Below are 20797 nucleotides of genomic sequence, written 5' to 3' on the forward strand. Positions count from 1 at the left end.
CTGTCAGGCGGTGTCGCCGTTCGCTGGTTCGCCGCCCGCCTTCTCCTTCTCGCCCTTCTCCTGCGGGGTGTCGAAGCTCGCGGGCAGGCGGCGGATGCGCTTGCTCATCCCCCGGATCAGCAGGATCGTGACCAGCGCCAGCGAGAGGATGACGACGAGCGCGACCGGCGACGCCTTGCCGAACTCCTCACCCTTCCCCGGCGGCGGGGCGGGGTTCTGCACCGGCACGGCGATCTGTGCCGCGGCGGCTGGAACTGCCTCGACCAGCAACGGACTCACCCGGCAAACGGTACGCGCCTCTCAGACCGCCGGCCGCACCGCCACGGGCGAGCGGATGCCGGCGAACAGGTCGTCCTCGGGAGTGGGCGAGTCGACGAAGCTGCGGACGAGCTCGTAGTCCTCGGTGGGCCAGATCTCGCGCTGGATCTCCAGCGGCACGAAGAACCACCGGCTCGTGGGGTCGATCTGGGTCTCGTGGGCGAGCAGCGCCTTGTCGCGGGTCTCGAACCAGTCGGCACACCGCACCCGGGTGGTGACGCGGTCGGCGGGGTCGGCCCGGTCGGCCGGCCAGTTCTTCAGCCACTCCTCGTAGGGCGACTCGAGCCCGCGGGCCAGCAGCGCCTCGTGGAACGCCACCATGCGCCTCTTGGAGAACCCGTGGGAGTAGTACAGCTTGAGCGGCTGCCACGGCTCACCCGACTCGGGGAAGCGGTCGGGGTCGCCCGCCGCGTCGAAGGCGGCCACCGAGATCTCGTGGCAACGGATGTGGTCGGGGTGGGGGTAGCCACCGTTCTCGTCGTAGGTGACGAGCACGTGCGGCCGGAACTCGCGGACCACCCGCACGAGGCGCTCGGTGGCGACGTCGAGGGGCTGCGTGGCGAAGCAACCCTCGGGCAGCGGCGGCTTGGGGTCGCCCTCCGGCAGCCCGGAGTCGACGAAGCCGAGCCACCGGTGCTGCACGCCGAGGATCTCGGCGGCCCTCGCCATCTCGGCGCGGCGGATCTCGGCCATGTTGTCCAGCACTTCGGGCCGGTCCATGGCCGGGTTGAGGATGCTGCCGGCCTCGCCTCCGGTGCACGTGACGACCATGACCTCGTGGCCTTCGGCGACGTAGCGCGCCGTGGTGGCCGCGCCCTTGCTCGACTCGTCGTCGGGGTGCGCGTGCACCGTCATGAGTCGCAAGGGCCCGGCGCTGCTCGGGTGGATCGAGGACATGGGAACGGCCGCGTTCCTTCCAACTCGGGCCCGGGTGGACGGGCCGATGCCATGGATGATCGGGGATGTCGATGGTTCCAGACACGCCCGACAGTTCTTGCAACGCGGCCAGGGTCCCGCCCCTTCCCTGCCTGGTGGTCACGCTCCGTGTTCGGCCGCTCTCACCTGCGGGAGGAGGCATCCCGACCGTCGCAACGCTCGCGTCCCCCGCGCGAGATCGCTACGATGAGCGGCCTTCCTGCGGCCGATCGGCGCAGGGCGCTGTGCGCGCAGGTGCACGTGCAGCGGCTTGACCAGCAGCTATGTACCCCTCGGGAACTTCATCGGGTACCCAACCGTTCGTCGAAAGGCTGCGACGAGCGGCAGGCCCCGTGTTACCGTGGAACCCACACGGCCCGCAGGCGGGTCGTGTTTTTCCTTACTCGGGGCTTTGCCGCCCTCGAACCGGGCCGCCCTCGCGGGCGGTCGTGGCCGCGGGCGAAGTGGTCCGTGAGTCACATGGACCCCGACAGGCTGGAGGAGTGATGACCGTGACGGATACCCAGGCGACCTGGCTGACCCAGGATGCCTACGACCGGCTCAAGCAGGAACTCGATGAGCTGATCGCCAACCGCCCGGTCATTGCAGCCGAGATCAACGCCCGCCGCGAGGAGGGCGACCTCAAGGAGAACGGCGGCTACCACGCCGCACGCGAGGAGCAGGGCCAGCAGGAGGCCCGCATCCGCCAGCTGCAGGAGCTGCTGCGCACCGCCAAGGTCGGCATCGCCCCCACCGACTCCGACACGGCCGCTCCCGGAATGGTGCTGAAGATCCGCTACGAGGGCGACGACGACACCGAGACCGTGCTCCTCGGCTCCCGCGAGGAGGGCAGCCGGGCCGACCTCGAGGTCGTGTCGCCCAACAGCCCGCTCGGCGGGGCGCTCCTGGGAGCCCACCCGGGCGACACCCGCAGCTACCAGCTGCCCGACGGCGGCAGCATGCAGGTCACGCTGGTCTCCGCGGAGCCGTTCCGCGCCTGACCACCCCTCCGGCCCGCGAGTGGACACGCTCCGCTCGCGGGCCGGCGGCGTTCCGGGGTGAGCCGCCGGACGGCGGGTCGATCAGACGCTCTCCACCACGGCGTGGCCGGCGGCGTGCAGCGCGTCCACCAGTTCGGCGCAGTGCTCGGGGCCTCGGGTCTCCATCGACAGCGCCACCTCCACGTCGCCGAGCGGGAGGGCGCCCGCGATCCGGGAGTGGGACACGTCGAGCACGTTGGCCCCGTGGGATCCCACGAGCGCGAGCAGCTCCGCCAGCGCTCCGGGCCGGTCGCCCACGCGCACCCGGAGTGACAGGTAGCGGGCCGCGGCCGCCATGCCGTGCTCGATCACGTGCAGGAGGACCAGCGGGTCGACGTTCCCGCCCGAGAGCACGGCCACGGCGGGCGTCGCGAAGCGCTTCGGGTGTTCCAGCAGCGCCGCCACCGCCGCCGCTCCCGCGGGCTCCACGAGGAGCTTCGCGCGTTCCAGGCAGTGCAGCAGGGCGCGGGAGAGCGCGTCCTCCCCCACCGTCACGATCTCGTCGACGAGCGCGGCGACCTGCGGGAACGTCACCTCGCCGGGCCGGCCGACCGCGATGCCGTCGGCCACGGTGCGCATGCTGGGGAGCGCGCGCGGCTCACCGGCGGCGAGCGACGGCGGCCATGCGGCGGCGCCTTCGGCCTGCACTCCCACCACGGTGATCTCCGGTCGCTGCCCCTTGACGGCCGCGGCGATCCCGCCGACCAGCCCGCCGCCTCCCGTGCAGACGACGACGGTGCGGACGTCCGGCACCTGCTCCAGCACCTCGAGGCCGACCGTGCCCTGCCCGGCGATCACGTCCGGGTGGTCGAAGGGGTGCACGAACACCGCGCCGGTGCGCGCAGCGAAGTCGGTGGCGGCCTCGATGCTGCCGTCGATCGTCTCGCCGACCAGGTGGACCTCGGCGCCGTAGCCGCGGGTGGCGCCGACCTTCGGGATCGCGGCCCGCTCGGGCATGAAGACGGTGGCCTTGATGCCGAGCATCTGCGCGGCGAGCGCCACACCCTGCGCGTGGTTGCCGGCGCTCGCGGCGACGACCCCGCGGGCCCGCTCCTCCGCGTCCAGGCGGGCGATCCTCGTGTAGGCCCCGCGGATCTTGAACGAACCGGTCCGCTGGAGGTTCTCGCACTTGAGCCACACCGGCCCGCCGCACAGCTCGGACAGCGCGCGGGAGCCCGCCACGGGCGTGGCCGACACGACGCCGGCGAGCAACCGACGCGCCGCTCGGACGTCGTCGACCCCGACCGGGGGAACGCGCGTATCGGCGGGGCCCATGCGGGCATCCTCGCACCAGCCGGCGACCACCGTCGCGGCACCACGAGCGCCCTCCCGGTAACCTCGGGAGGCGAGGAGTGGCGCGCCGTAGGGGCCGCCACTGCTGGGGAGGTCGGGATGACACGGCTGCGGGCCATCGCTCCGCTGCTCGTGGCCGCGGTGCTCACCGCGATCGCGGTGGTCACGGTCAAGAGTGCGGGATGCGACGACCCCGGACGCTACGAGCTGGTGGCGGGCGGCTACCAGCTCGTCGGCGGTTGCATCGCGCCCGGCGACATCGTGGTGCCCGAGCCGGCACCGGTGGCCCCGCTGCCCGCCGCGGGCTCCGCCCCGGCCAAGGGCTGACCGGCCTAGGAGGCCTTCCGCACCTCGTAGGTGTCGAACACCAGGGTGTCGGAGACGATCAAGCCGTCCTCGACGACGAGGTGGTCGACGGCGCGCAGGGTGCCGAACGGCCCGGTCGCCATCTCGTACATGATCATGGCGCGCTCATCGTCACCGACGACGGCGACGATCGACACCCCGGCCACGACCTGCGCGAACTCCGCCATCGCCGCGAGCACCGGCTGCGCGCCGGTCAACGTGGTACGAGGGCTCTCGAATACGACGTCGTCGGCGAGGTAGCCGGCGACGGCCGCCATGTCACGGCGTCCGAACGCCTCGACGAACGCGGACGCCACGGCGGCGGGGGTGCGGTTCGCACTCACGGATGGTTCTCCCTCGGCTCGTTCCGATCGGGCGGGTACCCACCGACGACAGACCCGCGGAACGGGGAGAAATCATCGATCGGCAGCGCTCAGGGCCTGCCGGAGGTCCTCCGCGAGATCCTCGACGTCCTCGATTCCCACCGAGAGGCGCACCAGGTCGTCCGGCACCTCCAGCGCCGAACCCGCCACCGAGGCGTGCGTCATGGCCCCGGGGTGCTCGATGAGCGACTCGACGCCGCCGAGCGACTCGGCGAGCGTGAAGATCTCGGTGGCCGCGCACACGCGCAGCGCCGCGTCCCGGCCGCCTGCCACGGTGAACGACACCATCCCGCCGAAGCGGCGCATCTGCTTGGCCGCGATCTCGTGACCGGGGTGCTCGGCGAGGCCGGGGTAGTACACGCGCGTGACGGCCGGGTGGGCGGCCAGCAGCTCGGCGATCCGCTCGGCGTTGTCGCTGTGGCGCTCCATCCGCACCGCGAGGGTCTTCACCCCGCGCAGCGTGAGCCACGCGTCGAACGGCCCGGGCACCGAGCCGACGGAGTTCTGCGTGAAGCGGATCGCATCGGCGAGCTCGTCGTCGCCGGTGACGAGTGCGCCGCCGACCACGTCGGAGTGCCCGCCGACGTACTTGGTGGTGGAGTGCAGCACCACGTCGGCGCCGAGGGCGAGCGGCTGCTGCAGGTACGGCGACGCGAACGTGTTGTCGACGACGAGGCGTGCGCCCGCCGTCCGGCTGACGTCCGCGACGGCGGCGATGTCGGCGATCCCGAGCAGCGGGTTGGTCGGCGTCTCGCACCACACGACGCGCGTGGTGGGCCGCAGGGCCGCGCGCAGCGCACCGATGTCAGCGAGGTCGACGGGCGTGTACTCCACGCCCCACAGCGCCAGCACCTTGTCGACCAGCCGGAACGTGCCGCCGTACGCGTCGTGCGGGATGACGACGTGGTCGCCCGGCTTGAGCAGCACCCGCATCAGCACGTCCGAGGCGCCCATCCCGGAGCCGAACGCGACCGCGTGCCGGCCGCCCTCCAGCGCCGCCAGGCACTCCTGCAGCGCGGTGCGGGTGGGGTTGGCACTGCGCGAGTACTCGTAGCCCGATCGCAGGCCGCCCACGCCGTCCTGGGCGAAGGTCGACGACACGTGGATCGGGGTGATCACGTCCCCCGTGCTGGGGTCCGGTTCCTGGCCTGCGTGAATCGCGTTGGTCGAGAAGCCGCGCATGGGGTCACGTTACGCGCCGGGGAGCGGCGGGAACTCGCCGGCCGCCGGCCGAGCTGATCGGTTCAGGAACGCCACGTTCCTGTCCTCCAGGTTCAGGAACGTGGCTTTCCTGAACTTCGGCCCGGGTCGACGGGACCCCACTCCCTGGTACCCGGGACACCGGGCGGCAGAGCCTCCCCCCGACCGCCGGGCGACGGGCCCGGCCGGCCAGAGGAGTGGACATGCAGACCGAACCGATCGAGGCGATCCCGGGCGACCGCAGGACCGTCCGGGGACCGGGGCGGGGTTGGGCCGCGGCGGGCGTGGTGGCCGGGGTGGCCGGGTTCGCCGGCATGGAGGTGCAGGCGCGGCTCGCCCCGGTGGACCCGGCGGTGAACGTCGACGCCGCACTGCTGGTCGACGGCTACGTGGTGCAGGGACCGGGCATGATCGCCGCGGTGCTGGCCTTGTTCGTGGTCGCGGCGTTCGCGGTCGTCGTCTTCGGGGCCGGCCTGCGCCGGACGCTCGCCGCGCAGTGCCCGGCGGGCAGCCTGGTGCCCGACGTGGCAGCTGCCGGGACCCTGCTGGTCGCTGCGCTGTGCCTGGTGGGGTCCGGACCGGCCACCGAGGTGTTCTTCGCACTCATGCACGCCGCTGAGAGCGACCCGGACATCACCGCGTCGCTGATGCGCATGATGGACACGCTGCCCTGGGTGTGGGGTGGGCTCGCGCTGACCGTCTCGGCCGTCGCACACGGCGCGCTGCGCCACGGAGCCGCACCGCGCTGGCTCGGGGTCGTGAGCATCGTCTTCACGGTGCTGGTCGGCGGCCTTGCGATGGCGCCGCTGCAGTACCTGGCCGGGTACGTCGGCGCGATCTGGCTCGTCATCGCGGGCGTGACCTACCTGGCCACCCGCGGTGCGCGGGCTGCGACGATGGGGGCGTGACGGCAGCCTCCCCGAGCGGCGCGGAGGCGATCAGACGGAGCCCGGTCGCCGCCGTGGCCGTGGCCGTCGTCGCGTGGTTGCTCGCCGCGCTGGCCGTGCTCGCGCTCCCGTGGAGCGAGTTGTACGAGGGCGGCGAGGCGCTGTTCTTCCTGGTCGACGTCGTCGTCGCCGTCGTGTACGGGCTGGTGGCCCGCGTGCTGCTCGCCCGGCGCGCGGTGGCGGTGGCGTGGTGGGTCGCACTGGCGGCGATCGGCGACGGCGTGGCCGCCTTCGCCGCCGCATACTCCCGGGCCACGGTGCAGGGACTCCCGTTGCCGGGGGCCGATGCGGTGGCGTCGCTGACCTCGGTGGCGTGGGTACCGGGCACGGTCGGCCTGATCGTCGTCGTGCCGTGGCTCGTGCGCGATGGCAGCCCGTCCCCCGTCGCACGGGTCGCGGTGTGGGTGGGTGCCGCGGCGTGCGTCGTGATCACCGCCGCGAGGCTGCTCGTGCCGGACGGGATACCGGTGGTCGACATACCGGCCGGGCCGGCGTCCGTGGCGGGCTCGCTCCCGCTCCAGATGGGCGTCGTGGTGGTACTCGGTGCGCTCGCCACCGCGGACGCAACCGTGCGCTGGCTGCGCGGCTCGGCCGAGGCGCGGCGCGGTCTGGGCTGGCTCGCCCTGGGCTCCGGGCTGATGACGGTGTCGTTCGTGCCGCTCGCACTCCCGCTGCCGCTCGTGATCGCGTTGGTGGAACCGGGGATCGTGCCCGCGGTCCAGCTCGCGGCGCAGGCGTTCTTCCCGGCGGCGATCCTCGTGGTGGTGCTGCGCCAGCAGCTGTGGGGCATCGACCTCGCCGTCAGCCGAGCACTGGTGTGGGCCCTGCTCACCGCGGGGTCGGCCGCCGCGTACCTGCTGATCGTGTTCGTCGCGACCACGGTGTTGCCGGTCGGCACCGGCACGGGTGGCGTCCTCGCCGCTGCGGTGCTCGCCGGCCTCGCCGTGCCCGCGCGGGCATGGCTGCAGCGCCGCGTCGACCTGCTGGTGAGGGGCCCGTCGGCCGCGCCGGGGGCGGGCGCCGAGCGGATCGGCCTGCGGCTGGGCAGCGCGGCGCCCGCCGAGCTGGTGCAGCGGGTGCTCGAGTCGGTCGTCGAGGCGCTGCGCTGTGCCGGCGCGGAGATCCGGTTGGACGACGGCCGTCGGCTGGCCGCGGTGGGCGGTCCGGGCGGGCCGCCGCTGCCGGTGCCGCTGACGCACGCCGGTGAGCACGTCGGGGACCTGACGGTCTGGGGCGTGCGCGGCGAGCGCCTCGACGCCCGCACCGAACGCGACCTGCAGCCGCTCGCCGGCGTCGTGGCGGCGGTGGTGCGGCTCGCGCTGCTCACGGCGGAGCTGGAGGCCACCAGGGCGCGCATGGCGGCCGCGCGGGCCGAGGAACGCCGGCTGCTGCGCCGCGAGGTGCACGACCACCTCGGCCCCGTGCTGACCGGCGTGGCGCTCGGGATCCACGGCGCTCGGAACCTGCTCGCGACGGGCGACACCGCCACGGCGGGCCGGCTGCTCGACGAGCTGTCGTCCGAGGTGGAGCGCGGCGTGCAGAACGTGCGCAGCCTGGCGCGGGCCTTCCTGCCCCCTCAGCTGGAGGAGCGCGGGCTGGCCAGCGCGCTCGAGGACCTCGCGGCCCGGTTCGACTCGCCGGAGCTCGCGGTGGAGGCGGAGGTCGAGGCCGCCACCGCTGCGGCGCTCGCCGCGCCCGTGGCGGTCGGGCTCTACAGCGTGGCCGCCGAGGCCGTCACGAACGTGCACCGCCACGCTGCAGCCACCCGCTGCATCGTGCGGCTCGAATGTGCAGATGGAACGGTGCGGCTGCAGGTCGTCGACGACGGCGTCGGTATCGACCCGGACGATCGGCCGGGCGTCGGGCTGCGCTCGGTCCGCGAGCGGGCCGCCGAGCTGGGCGGTGCCGCGCGGATCGGGCCGGGACCGGAGGGCGGGACGCTGGTGGAGGTGTCGGTGCCGGCGCACGAGGTGGTCAGGGCATGACGGGCGAGCCGATCCGCATCCTCGTCGTGGACGACCACCCGACGTTCCGGCTCGGGATGAACGCGCTGCTGTCCTCGATCCCCGGCCTCACCGTCGTCGGCGAGGCGGCCGACGCCCCGGAGGCGGTCGAGCTCGCCCGCCGGGTACCGGCCGACGTGGTGATCATGGACCTGGACCTCGCCGGCACTTCGGGCATCGACGCGACGCACGCCGTGCTGCGCGAGCGGCCCGAGCTGCGCGTCCTCGTCGTCACGATGCTGGAGGACGACGACTCGGTCTTCGCCGCGATGCGCGCGGGCGCACGCGGCTACGTGCTGAAGAGCGCGTCGCCTGCGGAGGTGGAGCGCGCCGTGCGGGCGGTGGCGGCCGGGGACGTGCTCGTCGCGTCCGGTGTGGCGGAGCGGATGCTCGGGTTCGTCACGGGGGCCCGCAGCGCGACCACCCCGTTCCCCGAGCTCACCGAACGGGAGCGCGAGGTGCTCGACCTGGTCGCGCGCGGGCTGGACAACCTCGCCGTGGCCCGGCGCCTCTCGCTCTCCGACAAGACCGTGCGCAACCACCTCTCGACCATCCTCGCCAAGCTGCGGGTGGCCGACCGGTCCCAGGCGATCGTGCGTGCACGAGAGGCGGGCCTGGGTGGCGGCCCCTGACTCAGCTGCCGAGGAACGCCAGCACGTCCGATCGGGTCACCACACCGGCCGGCTTGCCGTCCACCAGCACCAGGGCGGCGTCGGCCTCGGCGAACGCGCTCATCGCCGTGTCAAGCGCCTCGCCTGCACCGATCGTCGGCAGCGGCGCCGACATGTGGTTCTCCAACCGGTCCGACAGCTGCGCGCGCCCGGTGAAGAGCGCGTCGAGCAGGTCGCGCTCCACCACGGCCCCGGCCACCTCGGCCGCCATCACCGGCGGCTCGGCCCGCACGACCGGCATCTGCGACACGTGGAACTCCCGCAGGTACTGCACGGCGTCGGCAACCGTCTCGTTCGGGTGGGCGTGCACGAGGGCGGGGATGGTGCCGCCCTTGCGGCGGAGCACGTCGCCGACGGTGGCGCCCTCGGTGGGCGGGAGGAAGCCGTAGCTCGCCATCCACTTGTCGTTGAAGACCTTGCCCAGGTAGCCCCGGCCGCCGTCGGGCAGCAGGACGACGACGACCGCGTCGGCCGGCAGCTCCCGGGCCACCCGCAGCGCGGCCACCGTGGCCATCCCGCACGAGCCGCCGACCAGCAGCGCCTCCTCCCGCGCGAGCCGCCGCGTCATCTCGAACGAGTCGGCGTCGGAGACGGCGACGATGCGGTCGCAGACGCTCTTGTCGTACGTGGCGGGCCAGAAGTCCTCGCCGACACCCTCCACCAGGTACGGGCGCCCGGTGCCACCGCTGTACACGGACCCCTCGGGGTCGGCCCCGATCACCTGCACGCGGCCGTCCGACACCTCCTTGAGGTAACGGCCGGTGCCGCTGATCGTGCCGCCGGTGCCGATCCCCGCCACGAAGTGCGTGATGCGCCCCTCGGTCTGCTCCCACAGCTCGGGGCCCGTGCCGTGGTAGTGCGACTCCGGGTTGTGCTCGTTGGCGTACTGGTTGGGCTTCCACGCGCCGTCGATCTCGCCGACGAGCCGGTCGGAGACCTTGTAGTAGGAGTCCGGGTGGTCGGGGTCCACGGCGGTCGGGCACACGACGACCTCGGCGCCGTAGGCGCGCAGCACGTTGCGCTTGTCCTCGCTGACCTTGTCCGGGCAGACGAACACGCACTTGTAGCCCTTGCGCTGCGCGATCATCGCCAGCCCCACGCCGGTGTTGCCGGACGTCGGTTCGACGATCGTGCCGCCCGGCCGCAGCTCCCCGGAGGCCTCGGCCGCCTCGACCATCCGCAGCGCGATGCGGTCCTTCACACTGCCACCGGGGTTGAAGTACTCCACCTTGGCCAGCACGGGTGCGGCTATGCCCTCGGCCACCGCGCCGAGCCGGACGAGAGGGGTGTTCCCGACCAGGTCGGCGACGTGCTCGACGTAACGCATGGCGCCCATCGTCGCACCCCGCTCCGAATCGCCGAGCGGCCCTCCGGCGCCCGGCGACCCGGATGGATGGCCCCGATCCCCACCGGACGCCGTGTCAGGCCGCCGAACGGCAGCGCGAAAGGCCGCGTACGGACTACTGTTCGCCGTCGGGAACTAACCCGGTCGAGGGCGTGGCGACCGGACGAAGCAGACATCCGGGAGATCCGGCGCGGCCCGCCCGTCGCGCACCCCGATCCAACCGGCCGCGAGCTGCAGGAGGGGCGCCGGTGTCAGCCACCGGGGACGAGGTGATCGGTGTCGACGAAGCCGACCGGGCCGCCCATGCCCGGTCGGCCCGTCGTGATGCCGAGCTCAACCACCTCGCCGGCCTCGCATCGGGCGGCGACCAGAAGGCGCTGGAGGTCCTGCTCGGCCGGATCCGCCCGATGGTCGTGCAGTACTGCCGCGCCCGGATCGGCCTCGGGACGCTCGGCACGCAGTCCGCGGAAGACATCACCCAGGACACCCTGTTCGCCGTGGTCGGGGCGCTCGAGCGATGGCGGCCCGAGAAGCGCGTCATGGCGTTCGTCTACGGGATCGCCAGCAACAAGGTGGTGGACGCCTACCGGGCGGCCGGCCGCGACCGGTCGGTGCCGACCGACGTCGTCCCGGACGAGCCGGACGTCGACCACGGTCCGGAGCAGGCCGTCCTCCGCGGCGGTGTGGTGGCCGAGCTGCGCGAGCTGCTCGACCAGCTCCCCGAGCAGCACCGGGAGATCCTCGTGCTGCGCGTGGCGCTCGGGTTGACCGCCGTGGAGACCGCCGCAGCGGTCGGCTCCACTTCCGGCGCGGTCCGGGTTACCCAGCACCGGGCACTGGCGAAGCTGCGCGAGCTGGTGGAACGCCGCACGGCGTGAGCCCGCAACGTCGGCGGGAGCTCCCTCAGCCGCCTCGCGTCTCCTCCGCGCGGCGCTCCAGGTACGCCCGCTCCGGCCCGTTCCCCACCACCGCCAGCGCCTCCTCGTACGCGGCAGTGGCCTCGGCGCGCCGACCGAGCCTGCGCAGCAGGTCGGCCCTGGCCGCGGGCAGCAGGTGGTAGCCGCGCAGCCGCTCGTCGGTGGCGAGCGCGTCCAGGAGCTCCAGTCCGGCAGCCGGCCCGTCCCGCATCGCCACCGCGACGGCCCGGTTCAGCGCCACCACCGGGGACGGGGCGACGTCGGCGAGCACGTCGTAGAGCGCCACCACCTGCGGCCAGTCGGTGGTGGCGACGTCGGCGGCCTCGTCGTGCACGGCCGCGATCGCCGCCTGCAGCGCGTACGGGCCGGGCGGGCCACCCCGCAACGCGGTGACCACGAGGCTCCGCCCCTCCTCGATGAACGCGCGGTTCCACCGCGACCGGTCCTGCTCGTCGAGCAGCACCAGCTGCCCGTCGGGGCCGGTGCGCGCCTCCCGCCGGGCGTCGACGAGCAGCATCAGCGCCAGCAGCCCGGTGACCTCCCGCTCCTGCGGGAGCAGCCGGTGCAGGATCCGGGCCAGCCGGATCGCCTCGTCGGCGAGGTCGCCGCGCACCAGCTCGGGGCCCGCGCTGGCCGCGTAGCCCTCGGTGAAGATCGCGTAGACGACCCGCAGCACGCCGGGCAGCCGCGCGGGCAGCTCGTCGGCCTCCGGCACCCGGAACGGGATCCGGGCGCCCTTGATCTTGCGCTTGGCCCGCACGATCCGCTGCGCCATCGTGGCCGCCGGCACGAGGAACGCGCGCGCCACCTCCGGGGTCGAGAGCCCGGCGAGGCAGCGCAACGTGAGCGCCACCTGCGCCTCGGACGGCAGCGCCGGGTGGCAGCAGGTGAAGAACAGGCGCAGCCGCTCGTCCGGCACGTCCCCGTCGTCGGTCGGCCGCACGACCGGGTCGTTGCGGTCGGCCTCCGCCTGCAGCACCGCGATCCGCGCCGCGTAGGCCTTGTCGCGACGCAGCCGGTCGACCGCCTTGCGCCGCGCCGTGGTGAGCAGCCACGCGCCCGGCCGGCCCGGTACGCCGTCGACCGGCCAGCGTTCGAGCGCCGCAGCGACGGCGTCCGATGCGACCTCCTCGGCCAGGTCGAGGTCGCCGAACTGCCCGACGAGCGTGGCGAGCAGCCGGCCCCGTTCCTCCCGGAACACGGCCTCGACGGAGCCTGCCACCCCCCGGGTCACGGCTGCTCGAACTCCATGACCGGCCGCACCTCGATCCGGCTCCCGTGCTGGGCGCCGGGGCAGCGGGCCGCCCAGTCGAGCGCGGCGTCGAGATCCGGCACGTCGAGCAGGTAGTAGCCACCCAGGATCTCGCGCGTCTCCGCGAACGGACCGTCGGTGACCACCCGCTCGCCGTCGTCGCGCACCTCGACCGTCGTGGCGGTCTCGACGCCCTGGAGCGCGTCGCTCGCGATGCGGACGCCCGCGTCCGCCACGGCCTTCTCGTAGGCCCAGTACTCGTCCATCACCTGCTGGACGGCATCCGGCGTCTGCGGTGCCACGTCCTGCGAACCGTAGATCAGCAGCATGTACTTCACTTCTCGGCTCCTCGTCTACTCGGCCGGTGGCCGGACGCCACCAGCATGACGACGAACGGGCGCGCCGGGAATCGACAGGCCGTCCCTACTCGCGCTCGACGCGCCGCAGTCCCCTGCCCGGGGTCCAGCTCTCGACCACCAGCTTCGTCGCGTCGGCGTTGAGGCCGGTGTGGACGACCTCGTCGATGTCGGCGTGGAACTGCTCCCCGTCGGCGTCGCCGCCCACCGGCCCGGCGGGGTGGGCCCGCCCGGCGATCTTCGCGTCGCCCGTCCAGCCGGCCGGGTTGCCCTCGGGTGGGTCGACCGAGGGGCTGTGCAGCGCGAACCGGGGGTCCCGGTGCAGGTCGGCGCCCTTGCGGGCGTGGGCCATGGAGCCGAACCTCAGCTGGCCGTCGACGAACTCCGCCTCGATGCCCGAGATGCGGGGCCCGCCGTCGGCGCGCAGCGTGGCGATCGTCTTGTGCTTGTGCGCTTCGAAGATCCTCCGGACCCGGGCGGCGAACTCGGGCACGGCCTCCTCGACGTCCTTCCAGGCGGTCATGCGGACGATCGTCCCGCACAACGCTGCCAGGAGCTGTCAGAGTTCTTCCCGTCCCGCACACGGTTACCGCCGCGTAGGCTCCCCGGTAGCTAGTGCCCCCCACCGGGAGCCACCGACCGTGCGAGGAGGAACGACGATGCCCGAAGCCGTGATCGTCGCGGCGGCCCGGTCCCCGATCGGCCGCGCGCACAAGGGGTCCCTCACCACGATCCGCCCCGACGACCTGACGGTGCAGATGGTGCGGGCAGCCCTCGCCCAGGTCCCCCAGCTCGACCCCACCGACATCGACGACCTCATGCTCGGCTGCGGCCTCCCGGGCGGCGAGCAGGGCTTCAACATGGCCCGCGTGGTCGCCGTCCTCCTCGGCCACGACACGCTGCCGGGCACCACCATCACCCGCTACTGCTCCTCGTCCCTGCAGACCACGCGCATGGCCCTGCACGCCATCAAGGCAGGCGAGGGTGACGCCTTCATCTCGGCGGGCGTCGAGACGGTCTCCCGCTTCACCAGGGGAAGCTCCGACTCCCACCCCGACACCCGCAACCCCGTCTTCTCCGACGCGGAGGACCGCACCCGCCACATCGCCGAGAACGGCGCCGACTCGTGGAACGACCCCCGTGAGGACGAGCACCTGCCCGACATCTACATCGCGATGGGCCAGACCGCGGAGAACCTCGCCCGGCTCAAGGGGGTCACCCGCGAGGACATGGACCACTTCGGGGTCCGCTCGCAGAACCTGGCCGAGAAGTCGATCGCCAACGGGTTCTTCGCCCGCGAGATCAGCCCCGTCACGCTGCCGGACGGCACCGTGGTGGAGAAGGACGACGGGCCACGCGCAGGCGTCACCTACGAAGCCGTGTCCGCGCTCAAGCCGGTGTTCCGCCCGGACGGCCGGATCACCGCGGGCAACTGCTGCCCGCTCAACGACGGCGCCGCCGCGCTGGTGATCATGTCCGACACGAAGGCCGCCGAGCTCGGGATCACCCCGCTCGCCCGCGTGGTGTCCACCGGGGTCTCCGCGCTCTCCCCCGAGATCATGGGTCTCGGCCCCGTCGAGGCCTCGAAGCAGGCGCTCGCCCGGGCCGGCATGACGATCGACGACGTCGACCTCGTCGAGATCAACGAGGCGTTCGCGGCGCAGGTCCTGCCCTCGGCCCGCGACCTCGGCATCGAAGAGGAGAAGCTGAACGTCAACGGGGGCGCCATCGCGCTCGGCCACCCGTTCGGCATGACCGGCGCCCGCATCACCACCACCCTGCTCAACGGCCTGCGCACCCACGACAAGACCATCGGCCTGGAGACGATGTGCGTCGGCGGCGGCCAGGGCATGGCGATGGTCCTCGAGCGGCTGAGCTGACGCGGCGAGGCTTGCCCGCCGTCGGAGGCCGGAGGATGGTGTGGGGTCGCCGGCGGCGCCGCCGGGGCGCTGCCCCGACCCCAAGAGGGGGTGGGTCGTGTACGCACGCTCCACCACGATCCGCGCGCACCCGGAGTCGATCGAGCAGGGCGTCGCGTTCATGCGTGACGAGGCCATGCCGAACGTGCTGAGCATGGAGGGCTGCGTCGGCATGTCCCTGCTCGTCGACCGCATGTCGGGTCGCTGCATCACCACCACCGCATGGCAGTCGAAGGAGGCGATGGAGGCCACTGCCGAACAGGTGCGACCGATGCGCGAGCACGCGGCCGAGATGCTGGGTGGTAGGCCGCAGGTCGACGAGTGGGAGATCGCGGTCATGCACCGCGACCACACCTCGGCGCCCGGCGCCTGCGTCCGGGCCACCTGGGTGCGGATGGCGCCCGACCGGATCGACCGGGGCATCGACGTCTACCGGATGGGGATCCTGCCTGCGACGCAGGAGATGGAGGGGTTCTGCAGCGCCAGCCTGATGGTGGACCGCACCGAGGGCTATGCGGTGTCGTCGGTGACGTTCGACAGCCGCGAGGCGATGGAGCGCAGCCGCGCGATGGGCGAGGAGCTGCGCGAGCGCGGAGCGCGGGAGATCGGTCTCGAGATCGTCGAGGTCGGCGAGTTCGAGCTCGCGCTCGCCCACCTGCACGTGCCCGAGATGGCCTGAGAACGCGAACGGCGCCCGCCCCCTGCTGGGGACGGGCGCCGCGGGCGTCAGACGGAGGTCACTCCTGGCGGAGGTAGCTCAGCAGTCGCAGGATCTCGATGTACAGCCAGACCAGGGTGGTCATCAGGCCGAACGCGATGTACCAGGCGAACCTCGCCGGGGCACCGTCGCGGACGGCCCGGTCGGCCATGTCGAAGTCGAGCAGCAGGCTGAACGAGGCCACCCCGATGCAGACGATGCTGAACAGGATCGCTAGCGGCGAGCCGTCGCGCAGCCCGAGGCCGCCGGTCGTGAAGAAGCTGGCCACCAGGTTGACGACCATCAGGATGACGACGCCGAACATCGCGCCGATCAGCCACTTGGTGAACCTCGGTGTGACCCGCACGGCGCCGGTCTTGTAGACGACCAGCATCCCGACGAACACGCCCGCCGTGCCGACGACGGCCTGGAAGCCGATGCCTTCGAAGTTCGGGATGCTCTCGAAGACGCCGGTGATCCCGCCCAGTGCGACACCCATGGCGGCCGAGTACGTGAGCACGAGGCCGGGGTTGGTGCTCTGCTTGAAGATGACGATCAGCGAGACGACGAACCCGACGATGAACGCCGGGAGCACGAGCCAGTACATCCCGCTGAGCGCGGTGAGCACACCCGTTGCGAGCGCGACACCGCCGGTGATCGCCGTCTTCGTGACGACGTCGTCCATCGTGAGCGGGCGCTCGCCGACCCCTGCCCGCCCGTACTCGACCCCCACGGCCTGGGCGTCGGCGTAGGCGGCGGCGCCGCCCATCGCGCCGCCCTGGCGGTCGAACGTGGCGTACCCACCCTGCCCGGTGGGCAGGTTGCGGAACGCCGGGTTGCTACTGGTGCGCACCTGGGTCCTCCTCGGAAGCGGGTCAAGCGTCCGTGCAGTTCAACGAGGGAGCGCCCTGCGGCGTTCCCGTTTCGGTAAAGGCGACTTTACTGCGATTCGGTCACGACGGGTCCAACGCGATCCCCGCGTCCTCGAGCGCCGCCTCGGTGAGGAGCCGTGCGAAGGGCCGGTCGCCCGCGTCCGCCGTGGCGAGCGGGGCGTCGATGTCGACGAGCCTGCAGCACTCGAGCAGCGTGTCGTCGTACGCGGCCTGCACGGCCACGCGCCGCACCTGGGTGCGGTAGCACCCGCAGCACACCTCTCGGCGCAGCCGGCGCAGGTTCGCGACGACGGACTCGAGCGCGGGTCCCGCCGGAGCCTGCCGGCGCCTGCGACGCTCCGCGATGTTGGAGACGGCAGCGGGAAGCAGTCGCAGCACCACCCAGAACGCGACGGTGGGCGTTGTCGCGACGAGAAGGTAGAGCATCAGCCCGAGCAGGACCGGACGGTCGCCCGCCATCGAGCGATGGTAGCCCGTTGCGACGGCGTCGCGGGAGCCGTTTGCGCCGGTCGTACGGGGGAACGGCCTTCCTTGCACGTGCACCGTCCGGCAGCGGCGCCTACGCTCCGGATCTAGGGATTCTGCTGGAACCGGCTGGAGGTGGCCTTGCGATGTGGGCGTTCCTGTCCGCGCGGCTGCGATGGTGGCTCATCCTCGCGATCGCGGCCCCGTTGCTCGGCTGGGTGCTCGGCCGGATCGGTGACCTGATCGAGTCCCGCCGGGGCCCCAACACGCTCAGCAAGGTGCTGCAGACGTGCAGGGGCTGGCTGCAGCGGCGCTCCCGGGGCCCGCTGGCGTCGCGCCGGGCAGGCGACCCGGCCGGCGTCCGCGACGCCGGTGCGCCGGCCCGCTGACGTGTCGGAACAACCGGTCCACGCGTTCAGGGCACTGTGCGCGTGGTCCGGCTCCACGGCGGACGGCTACCCGGCGTACGACCGGGCGCACCGCGGGAGCGCACCGCCCGCGGAGCCGGAGCTCGCGCTGTCGTCCGACCCGGCGTTCCTCGGCGACCCGGCCCGGCTCAACCCGGAGCAGCTCGTGGTGCTCGCCGCTGCGTCCTGCCAGTTGCTGTCGTTCCTCGCGGTCGCCGCGCGGGCCCGGCTCGACGTCCGCGACTACCGCGACGACGCCACCGCACTGCTGCCGGAGGCGGTGCGGCCCGTCCGGCTCTCCGAGATCGTGCTGCGTCCCCGGATCACGCTCGTGGAAGGACCTACCGAGGAGCGGGTGCGGCACCTCGTCGAGGTGGCCCACCGCGAGTGCTTCATCGCCAACAGCCTGGCCACGCCGGTGCGCGTGGAACCGCTGATCGCCTTCGTCGAGGCGGGATGACGAGTCAGCGGGTGACCGGCGCGCGGCTCGCCGCCACCAGCTCGGCACGGAGGATCCCGGCGAGCTGAGCCGGCCGGGACAGGAACGGCGAGTGCGACGTGGGCATCCGCAGCACCCGACCGGCGCGCTCGGCCATCATCTCCTGCGCGACCACGGGGATCGCGGCGTCCCGTTCGCACACGACGTACGTGCTGGGCACCGTGCGCCACGCCGCGCGCGTGAGCGGCTGCTCGAACGCCGCCAGCCCCTGGTGGCCGAGCCGCGCGACCGCTCCGCGCGCCGTGTGCGGGCGCACGTCGGCGTAGAAGGTCTCGAAGGGGCGCAGCGGGTCGACGTACCCCTCCGTCCGGTGGATGTCCCACCAGCTCGGCGCGCTCCCGCCGACCGCGGAGAGCAGGGACTCGCCGACGTCGAGCTGGAAGGCGCACAGGTAGACCAGACGGGCGACGTTCGCCACTCCCGCCAGGCCCTCGGTGGCCGGAACACCGCCGTAGGAGTGGGCGCACACGACGACCGGACCGTCGACCAGGCTGACCGCGGTGCGCACCGCCTCGGCGTCGGTGCGCAGGTCACCGAGCGCGGCGGGATCGGGACCGACCGACGGCAGCGTGACCGTGCGGACGTCGACGTCGGCGAGCTCGTCGACGAGCCTGCGCCACGCCCACGGCCCGTGCCACGCACCGTGCACGAGGACCAACGTGGGCGCCATGGCCACCTCCAGGAAGCGCGCTCCGGGGGTAGCAGCCTCACGAGACCACCGACGGCCGGGCAACATCACTTTCGGTGGGCGGAAGACCCGTTGCCCGATCGTCGCTCAGGACTCGATCACGAGACGCACGGCAGCGCAGGATCGGCGCGGCGGCGTGCTCCTCGCGCCTGTCCTCGGCCGTCCGCGAGCGGTGCAGCGCTCGCGTGGACGAACTGTGCTTTCGGCCAGGGACCGCGGTCAGGGCTTTCGCCCGACGGCGCCCACGATGGTGTTGGAGATCGGCGGCAGAGGCTTCACGCGCGGCCCGTCCGGCCACCAGTTGCAGCAGAGCACGAGGCCCGGCTCGACGAGTTCGAGTCCCGGAAGCATGCTCATGATCTGGGCCTCGGTGCGGAACGAACCGCTGCCCATCGGGCTGTGGATGAATACCTCCTCAAGCCTGCGCGCAAGGGGGCTGTACTCGTCGGTTTCCGGATCGTAGAAGTGGCTCAGCGCAACGTACGAGCCGGACGGCAGCGCGTCGATGTACTCCTGCATTATCTCGGCGTACCGATCGCCGGTGTAATGGTGCATCGTTCCGCACTGGTACAGCGCAATTGGTTCGCTGAAATCGAGGTGCTTGCGCACCACCTCGTTCTGCAACACCTCACCCGGCTCGAAGATGTCCGCACCGATGAGATGGGTCTGGTCGTTCTCCTCGAGCAGTGCGCGACCGTGCGCCAGCACCACCGGGTCGTTGTCGACGTACACGACCTTGGCCTCGGGGTTGATGCGCTGCACGACCTGGTGCGTGTTCTCGGCGGTGGGGAGGCCGGAACCGCAGTCGAGGAACTGGTTGACACCGGTCTGGCTGGCGAGGAATCGACTGGCCCGGATGAGGAACTCGCGGTTGTCCCAGCCGAGCTGCGTGGCCTCGGGCGCAACCTTCTGGACGCGCCGCAGGACCTCGCGGTCGATCTCGTAGTTGTCCTTGCCATTCAGGAAGGCGTCGTACACCCGCGCAACGCTGGCCTTCGACACGTCGATGTAGTGCGGAACTACCTCTTCCTCGGTACCCGGCACACTCGCCTCACTCGGTAGTCGATCTCGGAACGCGGGAGTCTACGGCGGCCAGTCGAGTGTAGGGCAAGGACTGATCAGGTTGAACCTCGGACGTGATCCGCCACTTGTCCTTCTCTGCGTGTACGGTCATCGTCCAGCAGAGTGCCGGCCCTGCTCGTTCTGCCATCAGTGGGAAGTGGGGTGGGCTCGAGACAACCGGGCCGGAAGTCCGCGAGGAGGAGCAGATGGCGGAGCTTGGCCGCTCCGAACCGGGTTCCGTGCTGCCCGCGGAGGGCCGTGGTGTCACCGCCCGCCGCATCGTGCTCGGCACCCAGCTGCGCAGGCTGCGCGAGAACGCGGGCATCTCCCGCGCGGACGCGGGCTACACGATCAGGGCGTCCGACTCGAAGGTCTCCCGTCTCGAGCTCGGCCGGGTCGCGTTCAAGGAGCGCGACGTCGCCGACCTGCTCACCATGTACGGCGTCAGCGACCCCGAGGAGCGCGAGCAGTTCCTCGCGATGGTCCGCAAGGCCAACGAGCCGGGCTGGTGGCGCCGCTACACCGACGTCATCCCCAGCTGGTTCCAGGAGTTCGTCGGGCTGGAGGAGTCGGCCAGCCGGATCCACACCTACGAGCTGCAGTTCGTGCCCGGCCTGCTGCAGACCGAGGATTACGTGCGCGCGGTGCTCACCCGCGGCCGGCCCGACTACGCGCCGCCCGACACCGAGAAGCGGATCCACCTGCGCATGCAGCGCCAGGCGCTGATCACCGGCCCGAACCCGCCGCGGTACTGGGCGGTCGTCGACGAGTCGGTGCTGCGCAGGCCGATCGGCGGCCGCAAGGTGTTGAAGGAGCAGCTCCAGTTCCTGCTCGAGCAGTCGAGGCAGCCGCACGTCACGATCCAGATCGTGCCCATGCAGCTCAGCGGCTACGCCGCCGAGAGCCCGTTCCAGCTCCTCCGGTTCGCCGAGCCCGAGCTGCCCGACGTCGTGTACATCGAGCACCTCGGCGGGGCCGTCATGCTCGACGGCGTCGAGGAGATCGAGATCTTCAGCCGCGCGCTCGACCGCCTCACCGTCGACGCCGAGACCCCGGACCGCTCGCGGCAGATTCTGGCGAAGGCGATCGCCGAGCTCTGACTCGTGCAGCGGCCCGGACATGCCAGCGCCCGGCGTGGATCCACGCCGGGCGGCTGTTCGGAGCTGCTGGGGAACCTCGACG

24 protein-coding genes are annotated in these 20797 nt (G+C 72.5%); 11 read left to right on the forward strand and 13 right to left on the reverse strand.

Annotation, left to right across the window (positions count from 1 at the left end):
• Window positions 1-3: 3 nt before the first annotated feature.
• Window positions 4-279, reverse strand: a complete 276-nt coding sequence (locus tag FB388_RS29755) for a hypothetical protein (RefSeq protein WP_142105413.1) — start codon at window positions 277-279, stop codon at window positions 4-6.
• A gap of 21 nt (window positions 280-300) precedes the next feature.
• Complete coding sequence (gene mca, locus FB388_RS29760; RefSeq protein ID WP_246122500.1) at window positions 301-1173, reverse strand: mycothiol conjugate amidase Mca; 873 nt, start codon at window positions 1171-1173, stop codon at window positions 301-303.
• 566 nt (window positions 1174-1739) lie between these two features.
• Between mca and greA the strand changes: the two genes are divergently transcribed.
• Window positions 1740-2234, forward strand: coding sequence for a transcription elongation factor GreA (greA, locus tag FB388_RS29765; RefSeq protein ID WP_142105415.1), 495 nt, complete (start codon window positions 1740-1742; stop codon window positions 2232-2234).
• 81 nt (window positions 2235-2315) lie between these two features.
• On the opposite strand, the gene ilvA is transcribed toward greA, so the two are convergent.
• A complete protein-coding gene (ilvA, locus tag FB388_RS29770; protein WP_142105416.1) occupies window positions 2316-3548 on the reverse strand; it encodes a threonine ammonia-lyase in 1233 nt (410 codons plus the stop codon).
• 117 nt (window positions 3549-3665) lie between these two features.
• Between ilvA and FB388_RS29775 the strand changes: the two genes are divergently transcribed.
• Window positions 3666-3893, forward strand: coding sequence for a hypothetical protein (locus FB388_RS29775; RefSeq protein WP_142105417.1), 228 nt, complete (start codon window positions 3666-3668; stop codon window positions 3891-3893).
• A 5-nt stretch (window positions 3894-3898) separates the two neighbouring features.
• Here FB388_RS29775 and FB388_RS29780 read toward each other — a convergent pair whose 3' ends face one another.
• Both FB388_RS29780 and FB388_RS29785 read right to left on the reverse strand, forming a co-directional pair.
• Window positions 3899-4255, reverse strand: a complete 357-nt coding sequence (locus FB388_RS29780) for a nuclear transport factor 2 family protein (RefSeq protein ID WP_142105418.1) — start codon at window positions 4253-4255, stop codon at window positions 3899-3901.
• Between the two features lie 72 nt (window positions 4256-4327).
• On the reverse strand, window positions 4328-5476 hold the full coding sequence (locus FB388_RS29785) for a cystathionine gamma-synthase (protein ID WP_142105419.1): 1149 nt from the start codon (window positions 5474-5476) through the stop codon (window positions 4328-4330).
• A 221-nt stretch (window positions 5477-5697) separates the two neighbouring features.
• On the opposite strand from FB388_RS29785, the gene FB388_RS29790 reads away from it, so the two are divergent.
• The 3 genes from FB388_RS29790 to FB388_RS29800 are packed head-to-tail and all read left to right on the forward strand — an operon-like array spanning window position 5698 to window position 9076.
• Window positions 5698-6402, forward strand: coding sequence for a hypothetical protein (locus tag FB388_RS29790; protein ID WP_142105420.1), 705 nt, complete (start codon window positions 5698-5700; stop codon window positions 6400-6402).
• On the forward strand, window positions 6399-8426 hold the full coding sequence (locus FB388_RS29795) for an ATP-binding protein (RefSeq protein WP_142105421.1): 2028 nt from the start codon (window positions 6399-6401) through the stop codon (window positions 8424-8426). Before FB388_RS29790 ends, FB388_RS29795 begins: the two co-directional genes overlap by 4 nt.
• On the forward strand, window positions 8423-9076 hold the full coding sequence (locus FB388_RS29800) for a response regulator (protein WP_142105422.1): 654 nt from the start codon (window positions 8423-8425) through the stop codon (window positions 9074-9076). Before FB388_RS29795 ends, FB388_RS29800 begins: the two co-directional genes overlap by 4 nt.
• Window position 9077: 1 nt before the next feature.
• On the opposite strand, the gene FB388_RS29805 is transcribed toward FB388_RS29800, so the two are convergent.
• Complete coding sequence (locus FB388_RS29805; RefSeq protein ID WP_142105423.1) at window positions 9078-10442, reverse strand: cystathionine beta-synthase; 1365 nt, start codon at window positions 10440-10442, stop codon at window positions 9078-9080.
• Between the two features lie 266 nt (window positions 10443-10708).
• On the opposite strand from FB388_RS29805, the gene shbA reads away from it, so the two are divergent.
• Window positions 10709-11338, forward strand: coding sequence for an RNA polymerase sigma factor ShbA (gene shbA, locus FB388_RS29810; RefSeq protein ID WP_246122502.1), 630 nt, complete (start codon window positions 10709-10711; stop codon window positions 11336-11338).
• Window positions 11339-11363: 25 nt separating this feature from the next.
• Here the strand turns inward: shbA and FB388_RS29815 are convergent, their stop codons facing one another.
• From FB388_RS29815 to FB388_RS29825, 3 genes are all read right to left on the reverse strand, one after another.
• Window positions 11364-12611, reverse strand: coding sequence for an RNA polymerase sigma factor (locus tag FB388_RS29815; RefSeq protein WP_142105425.1), 1248 nt, complete (start codon window positions 12609-12611; stop codon window positions 11364-11366).
• A complete protein-coding gene (locus FB388_RS29820; protein ID WP_246122504.1) occupies window positions 12608-12967 on the reverse strand; it encodes a YciI family protein in 360 nt (119 codons plus the stop codon). Before FB388_RS29820 ends, FB388_RS29815 begins: the two co-directional genes overlap by 4 nt.
• Before the next feature lie 85 nt (window positions 12968-13052).
• Window positions 13053-13508, reverse strand: coding sequence for a pyridoxamine 5'-phosphate oxidase family protein (locus tag FB388_RS29825; RefSeq protein WP_142105426.1), 456 nt, complete (start codon window positions 13506-13508; stop codon window positions 13053-13055).
• 136 nt (window positions 13509-13644) lie between these two features.
• On the opposite strand from FB388_RS29825, the gene FB388_RS29830 reads away from it, so the two are divergent.
• Both FB388_RS29830 and FB388_RS29835 read left to right on the forward strand, forming a co-directional pair.
• Window positions 13645-14865 carry an acetyl-CoA C-acetyltransferase gene (locus FB388_RS29830; protein ID WP_142105427.1) on the forward strand — a complete coding sequence of 407 codons (1221 nt, stop codon included), beginning with the start codon at window positions 13645-13647 and terminating at the stop codon, window positions 14863-14865.
• Window positions 14866-14962: 97 nt separating this feature from the next.
• On the forward strand, window positions 14963-15583 hold the full coding sequence (locus FB388_RS29835) for an antibiotic biosynthesis monooxygenase (RefSeq protein WP_142105428.1): 621 nt from the start codon (window positions 14963-14965) through the stop codon (window positions 15581-15583).
• Between the two features lie 58 nt (window positions 15584-15641).
• On the opposite strand, the gene FB388_RS29840 is transcribed toward FB388_RS29835, so the two are convergent.
• Together FB388_RS29840 and FB388_RS29845 are read right to left on the reverse strand one after the other, a co-directional pair.
• Window positions 15642-16454 carry a Bax inhibitor-1/YccA family protein gene (locus FB388_RS29840; protein WP_142105429.1) on the reverse strand — a complete coding sequence of 271 codons (813 nt, stop codon included), beginning with the start codon at window positions 16452-16454 and terminating at the stop codon, window positions 15642-15644.
• Window positions 16455-16554: 100 nt separating this feature from the next.
• Window positions 16555-16953, reverse strand: coding sequence for a hypothetical protein (locus FB388_RS29845; protein WP_142105430.1), 399 nt, complete (start codon window positions 16951-16953; stop codon window positions 16555-16557).
• 152 nt (window positions 16954-17105) lie between these two features.
• Between FB388_RS29845 and FB388_RS29850 the strand changes: the two genes are divergently transcribed.
• Together FB388_RS29850 and FB388_RS29855 are read left to right on the forward strand one after the other, a co-directional pair.
• Complete coding sequence (locus FB388_RS29850) at window positions 17106-17348, forward strand: hypothetical protein (protein WP_142105431.1); 243 nt, start codon at window positions 17106-17108, stop codon at window positions 17346-17348.
• Window position 17349: 1 nt separating this feature from the next.
• Window positions 17350-17826: an OsmC family protein gene (locus FB388_RS29855; protein WP_211362266.1), complete on the forward strand. Its 477-nt coding sequence runs from the start codon at window positions 17350-17352 to the stop codon at window positions 17824-17826.
• A gap of 4 nt (window positions 17827-17830) precedes the next feature.
• On the opposite strand, the gene FB388_RS29860 is transcribed toward FB388_RS29855, so the two are convergent.
• Both FB388_RS29860 and FB388_RS29865 read right to left on the reverse strand, forming a co-directional pair.
• Window positions 17831-18535, reverse strand: a complete 705-nt coding sequence (locus FB388_RS29860) for an alpha/beta hydrolase (protein ID WP_142105432.1) — start codon at window positions 18533-18535, stop codon at window positions 17831-17833.
• Between the two features lie 237 nt (window positions 18536-18772).
• On the reverse strand, window positions 18773-19597 hold the full coding sequence (locus tag FB388_RS29865) for an SAM-dependent methyltransferase (protein ID WP_142105433.1): 825 nt from the start codon (window positions 19595-19597) through the stop codon (window positions 18773-18775).
• Between the two features lie 224 nt (window positions 19598-19821).
• On the opposite strand from FB388_RS29865, the gene FB388_RS29870 reads away from it, so the two are divergent.
• Window positions 19822-20715: a helix-turn-helix domain-containing protein gene (locus FB388_RS29870; protein ID WP_142105434.1), complete on the forward strand. Its 894-nt coding sequence runs from the start codon at window positions 19822-19824 to the stop codon at window positions 20713-20715.
• Window positions 20716-20797: the final 82 nt, after the last annotated feature.

It is taken from the genome of Pseudonocardia cypriaca (genome assembly GCF_006717045.1).
Classification (GTDB): domain Bacteria; phylum Actinomycetota; class Actinomycetes; order Mycobacteriales; family Pseudonocardiaceae; genus Pseudonocardia; species Pseudonocardia cypriaca.

What these genes read in the sequence shown, in the direction of transcription:
- FB388_RS29825 (WP_142105426.1), bottom strand. Translation starts at nt 13,508, where the DNA reads ATGACCGCCTGGAAGGACGTCGAGGAGGCCGTGCCCGAGTTCGCCGCC.
- FB388_RS29860 (WP_142105432.1), bottom strand. Translation starts at nt 18,535, where the DNA reads ATGGCGCCCACGTTGGTCCTCGTGCACGGTGCGTGGCACGGGCCGTGG.
- FB388_RS29805 (WP_142105423.1), bottom strand. Translation starts at nt 10,442, where the DNA reads ATGCGTTACGTCGAGCACGTCGCCGACCTGGTCGGGAACACCCCTCTC.
- FB388_RS29830 (WP_142105427.1), top strand. Translation starts at nt 13,645, where the DNA reads ATGCCCGAAGCCGTGATCGTCGCGGCGGCCCGGTCCCCGATCGGCCGC.
- ilvA (WP_142105416.1), bottom strand. Translation starts at nt 3,548, where the DNA reads ATGGGCCCCGCCGATACGCGCGTTCCCCCGGTCGGGGTCGACGACGTC.
- greA (WP_142105415.1), top strand. Translation starts at nt 1,740, where the DNA reads ATGACCGTGACGGATACCCAGGCGACCTGGCTGACCCAGGATGCCTAC.
- mca (WP_246122500.1), bottom strand. Translation starts at nt 1,173, where the DNA reads ATGACGGTGCACGCGCACCCCGACGACGAGTCGAGCAAGGGCGCGGCC.
- FB388_RS29850 (WP_142105431.1), top strand. Translation starts at nt 17,106, where the DNA reads ATGTGGGCGTTCCTGTCCGCGCGGCTGCGATGGTGGCTCATCCTCGCG.
- FB388_RS29845 (WP_142105430.1), bottom strand. Translation starts at nt 16,953, where the DNA reads ATGGCGGGCGACCGTCCGGTCCTGCTCGGGCTGATGCTCTACCTTCTC.
- FB388_RS29800 (WP_142105422.1), top strand. Translation starts at nt 8,423, where the DNA reads ATGACGGGCGAGCCGATCCGCATCCTCGTCGTGGACGACCACCCGACG.
- FB388_RS29870 (WP_142105434.1), top strand. Translation starts at nt 19,822, where the DNA reads ATGGCGGAGCTTGGCCGCTCCGAACCGGGTTCCGTGCTGCCCGCGGAG.
- FB388_RS29790 (WP_142105420.1), top strand. Translation starts at nt 5,698, where the DNA reads ATGCAGACCGAACCGATCGAGGCGATCCCGGGCGACCGCAGGACCGTC.
- FB388_RS29775 (WP_142105417.1), top strand. Translation starts at nt 3,666, where the DNA reads ATGACACGGCTGCGGGCCATCGCTCCGCTGCTCGTGGCCGCGGTGCTC.
- FB388_RS29785 (WP_142105419.1), bottom strand. Translation starts at nt 5,476, where the DNA reads ATGCGCGGCTTCTCGACCAACGCGATTCACGCAGGCCAGGAACCGGAC.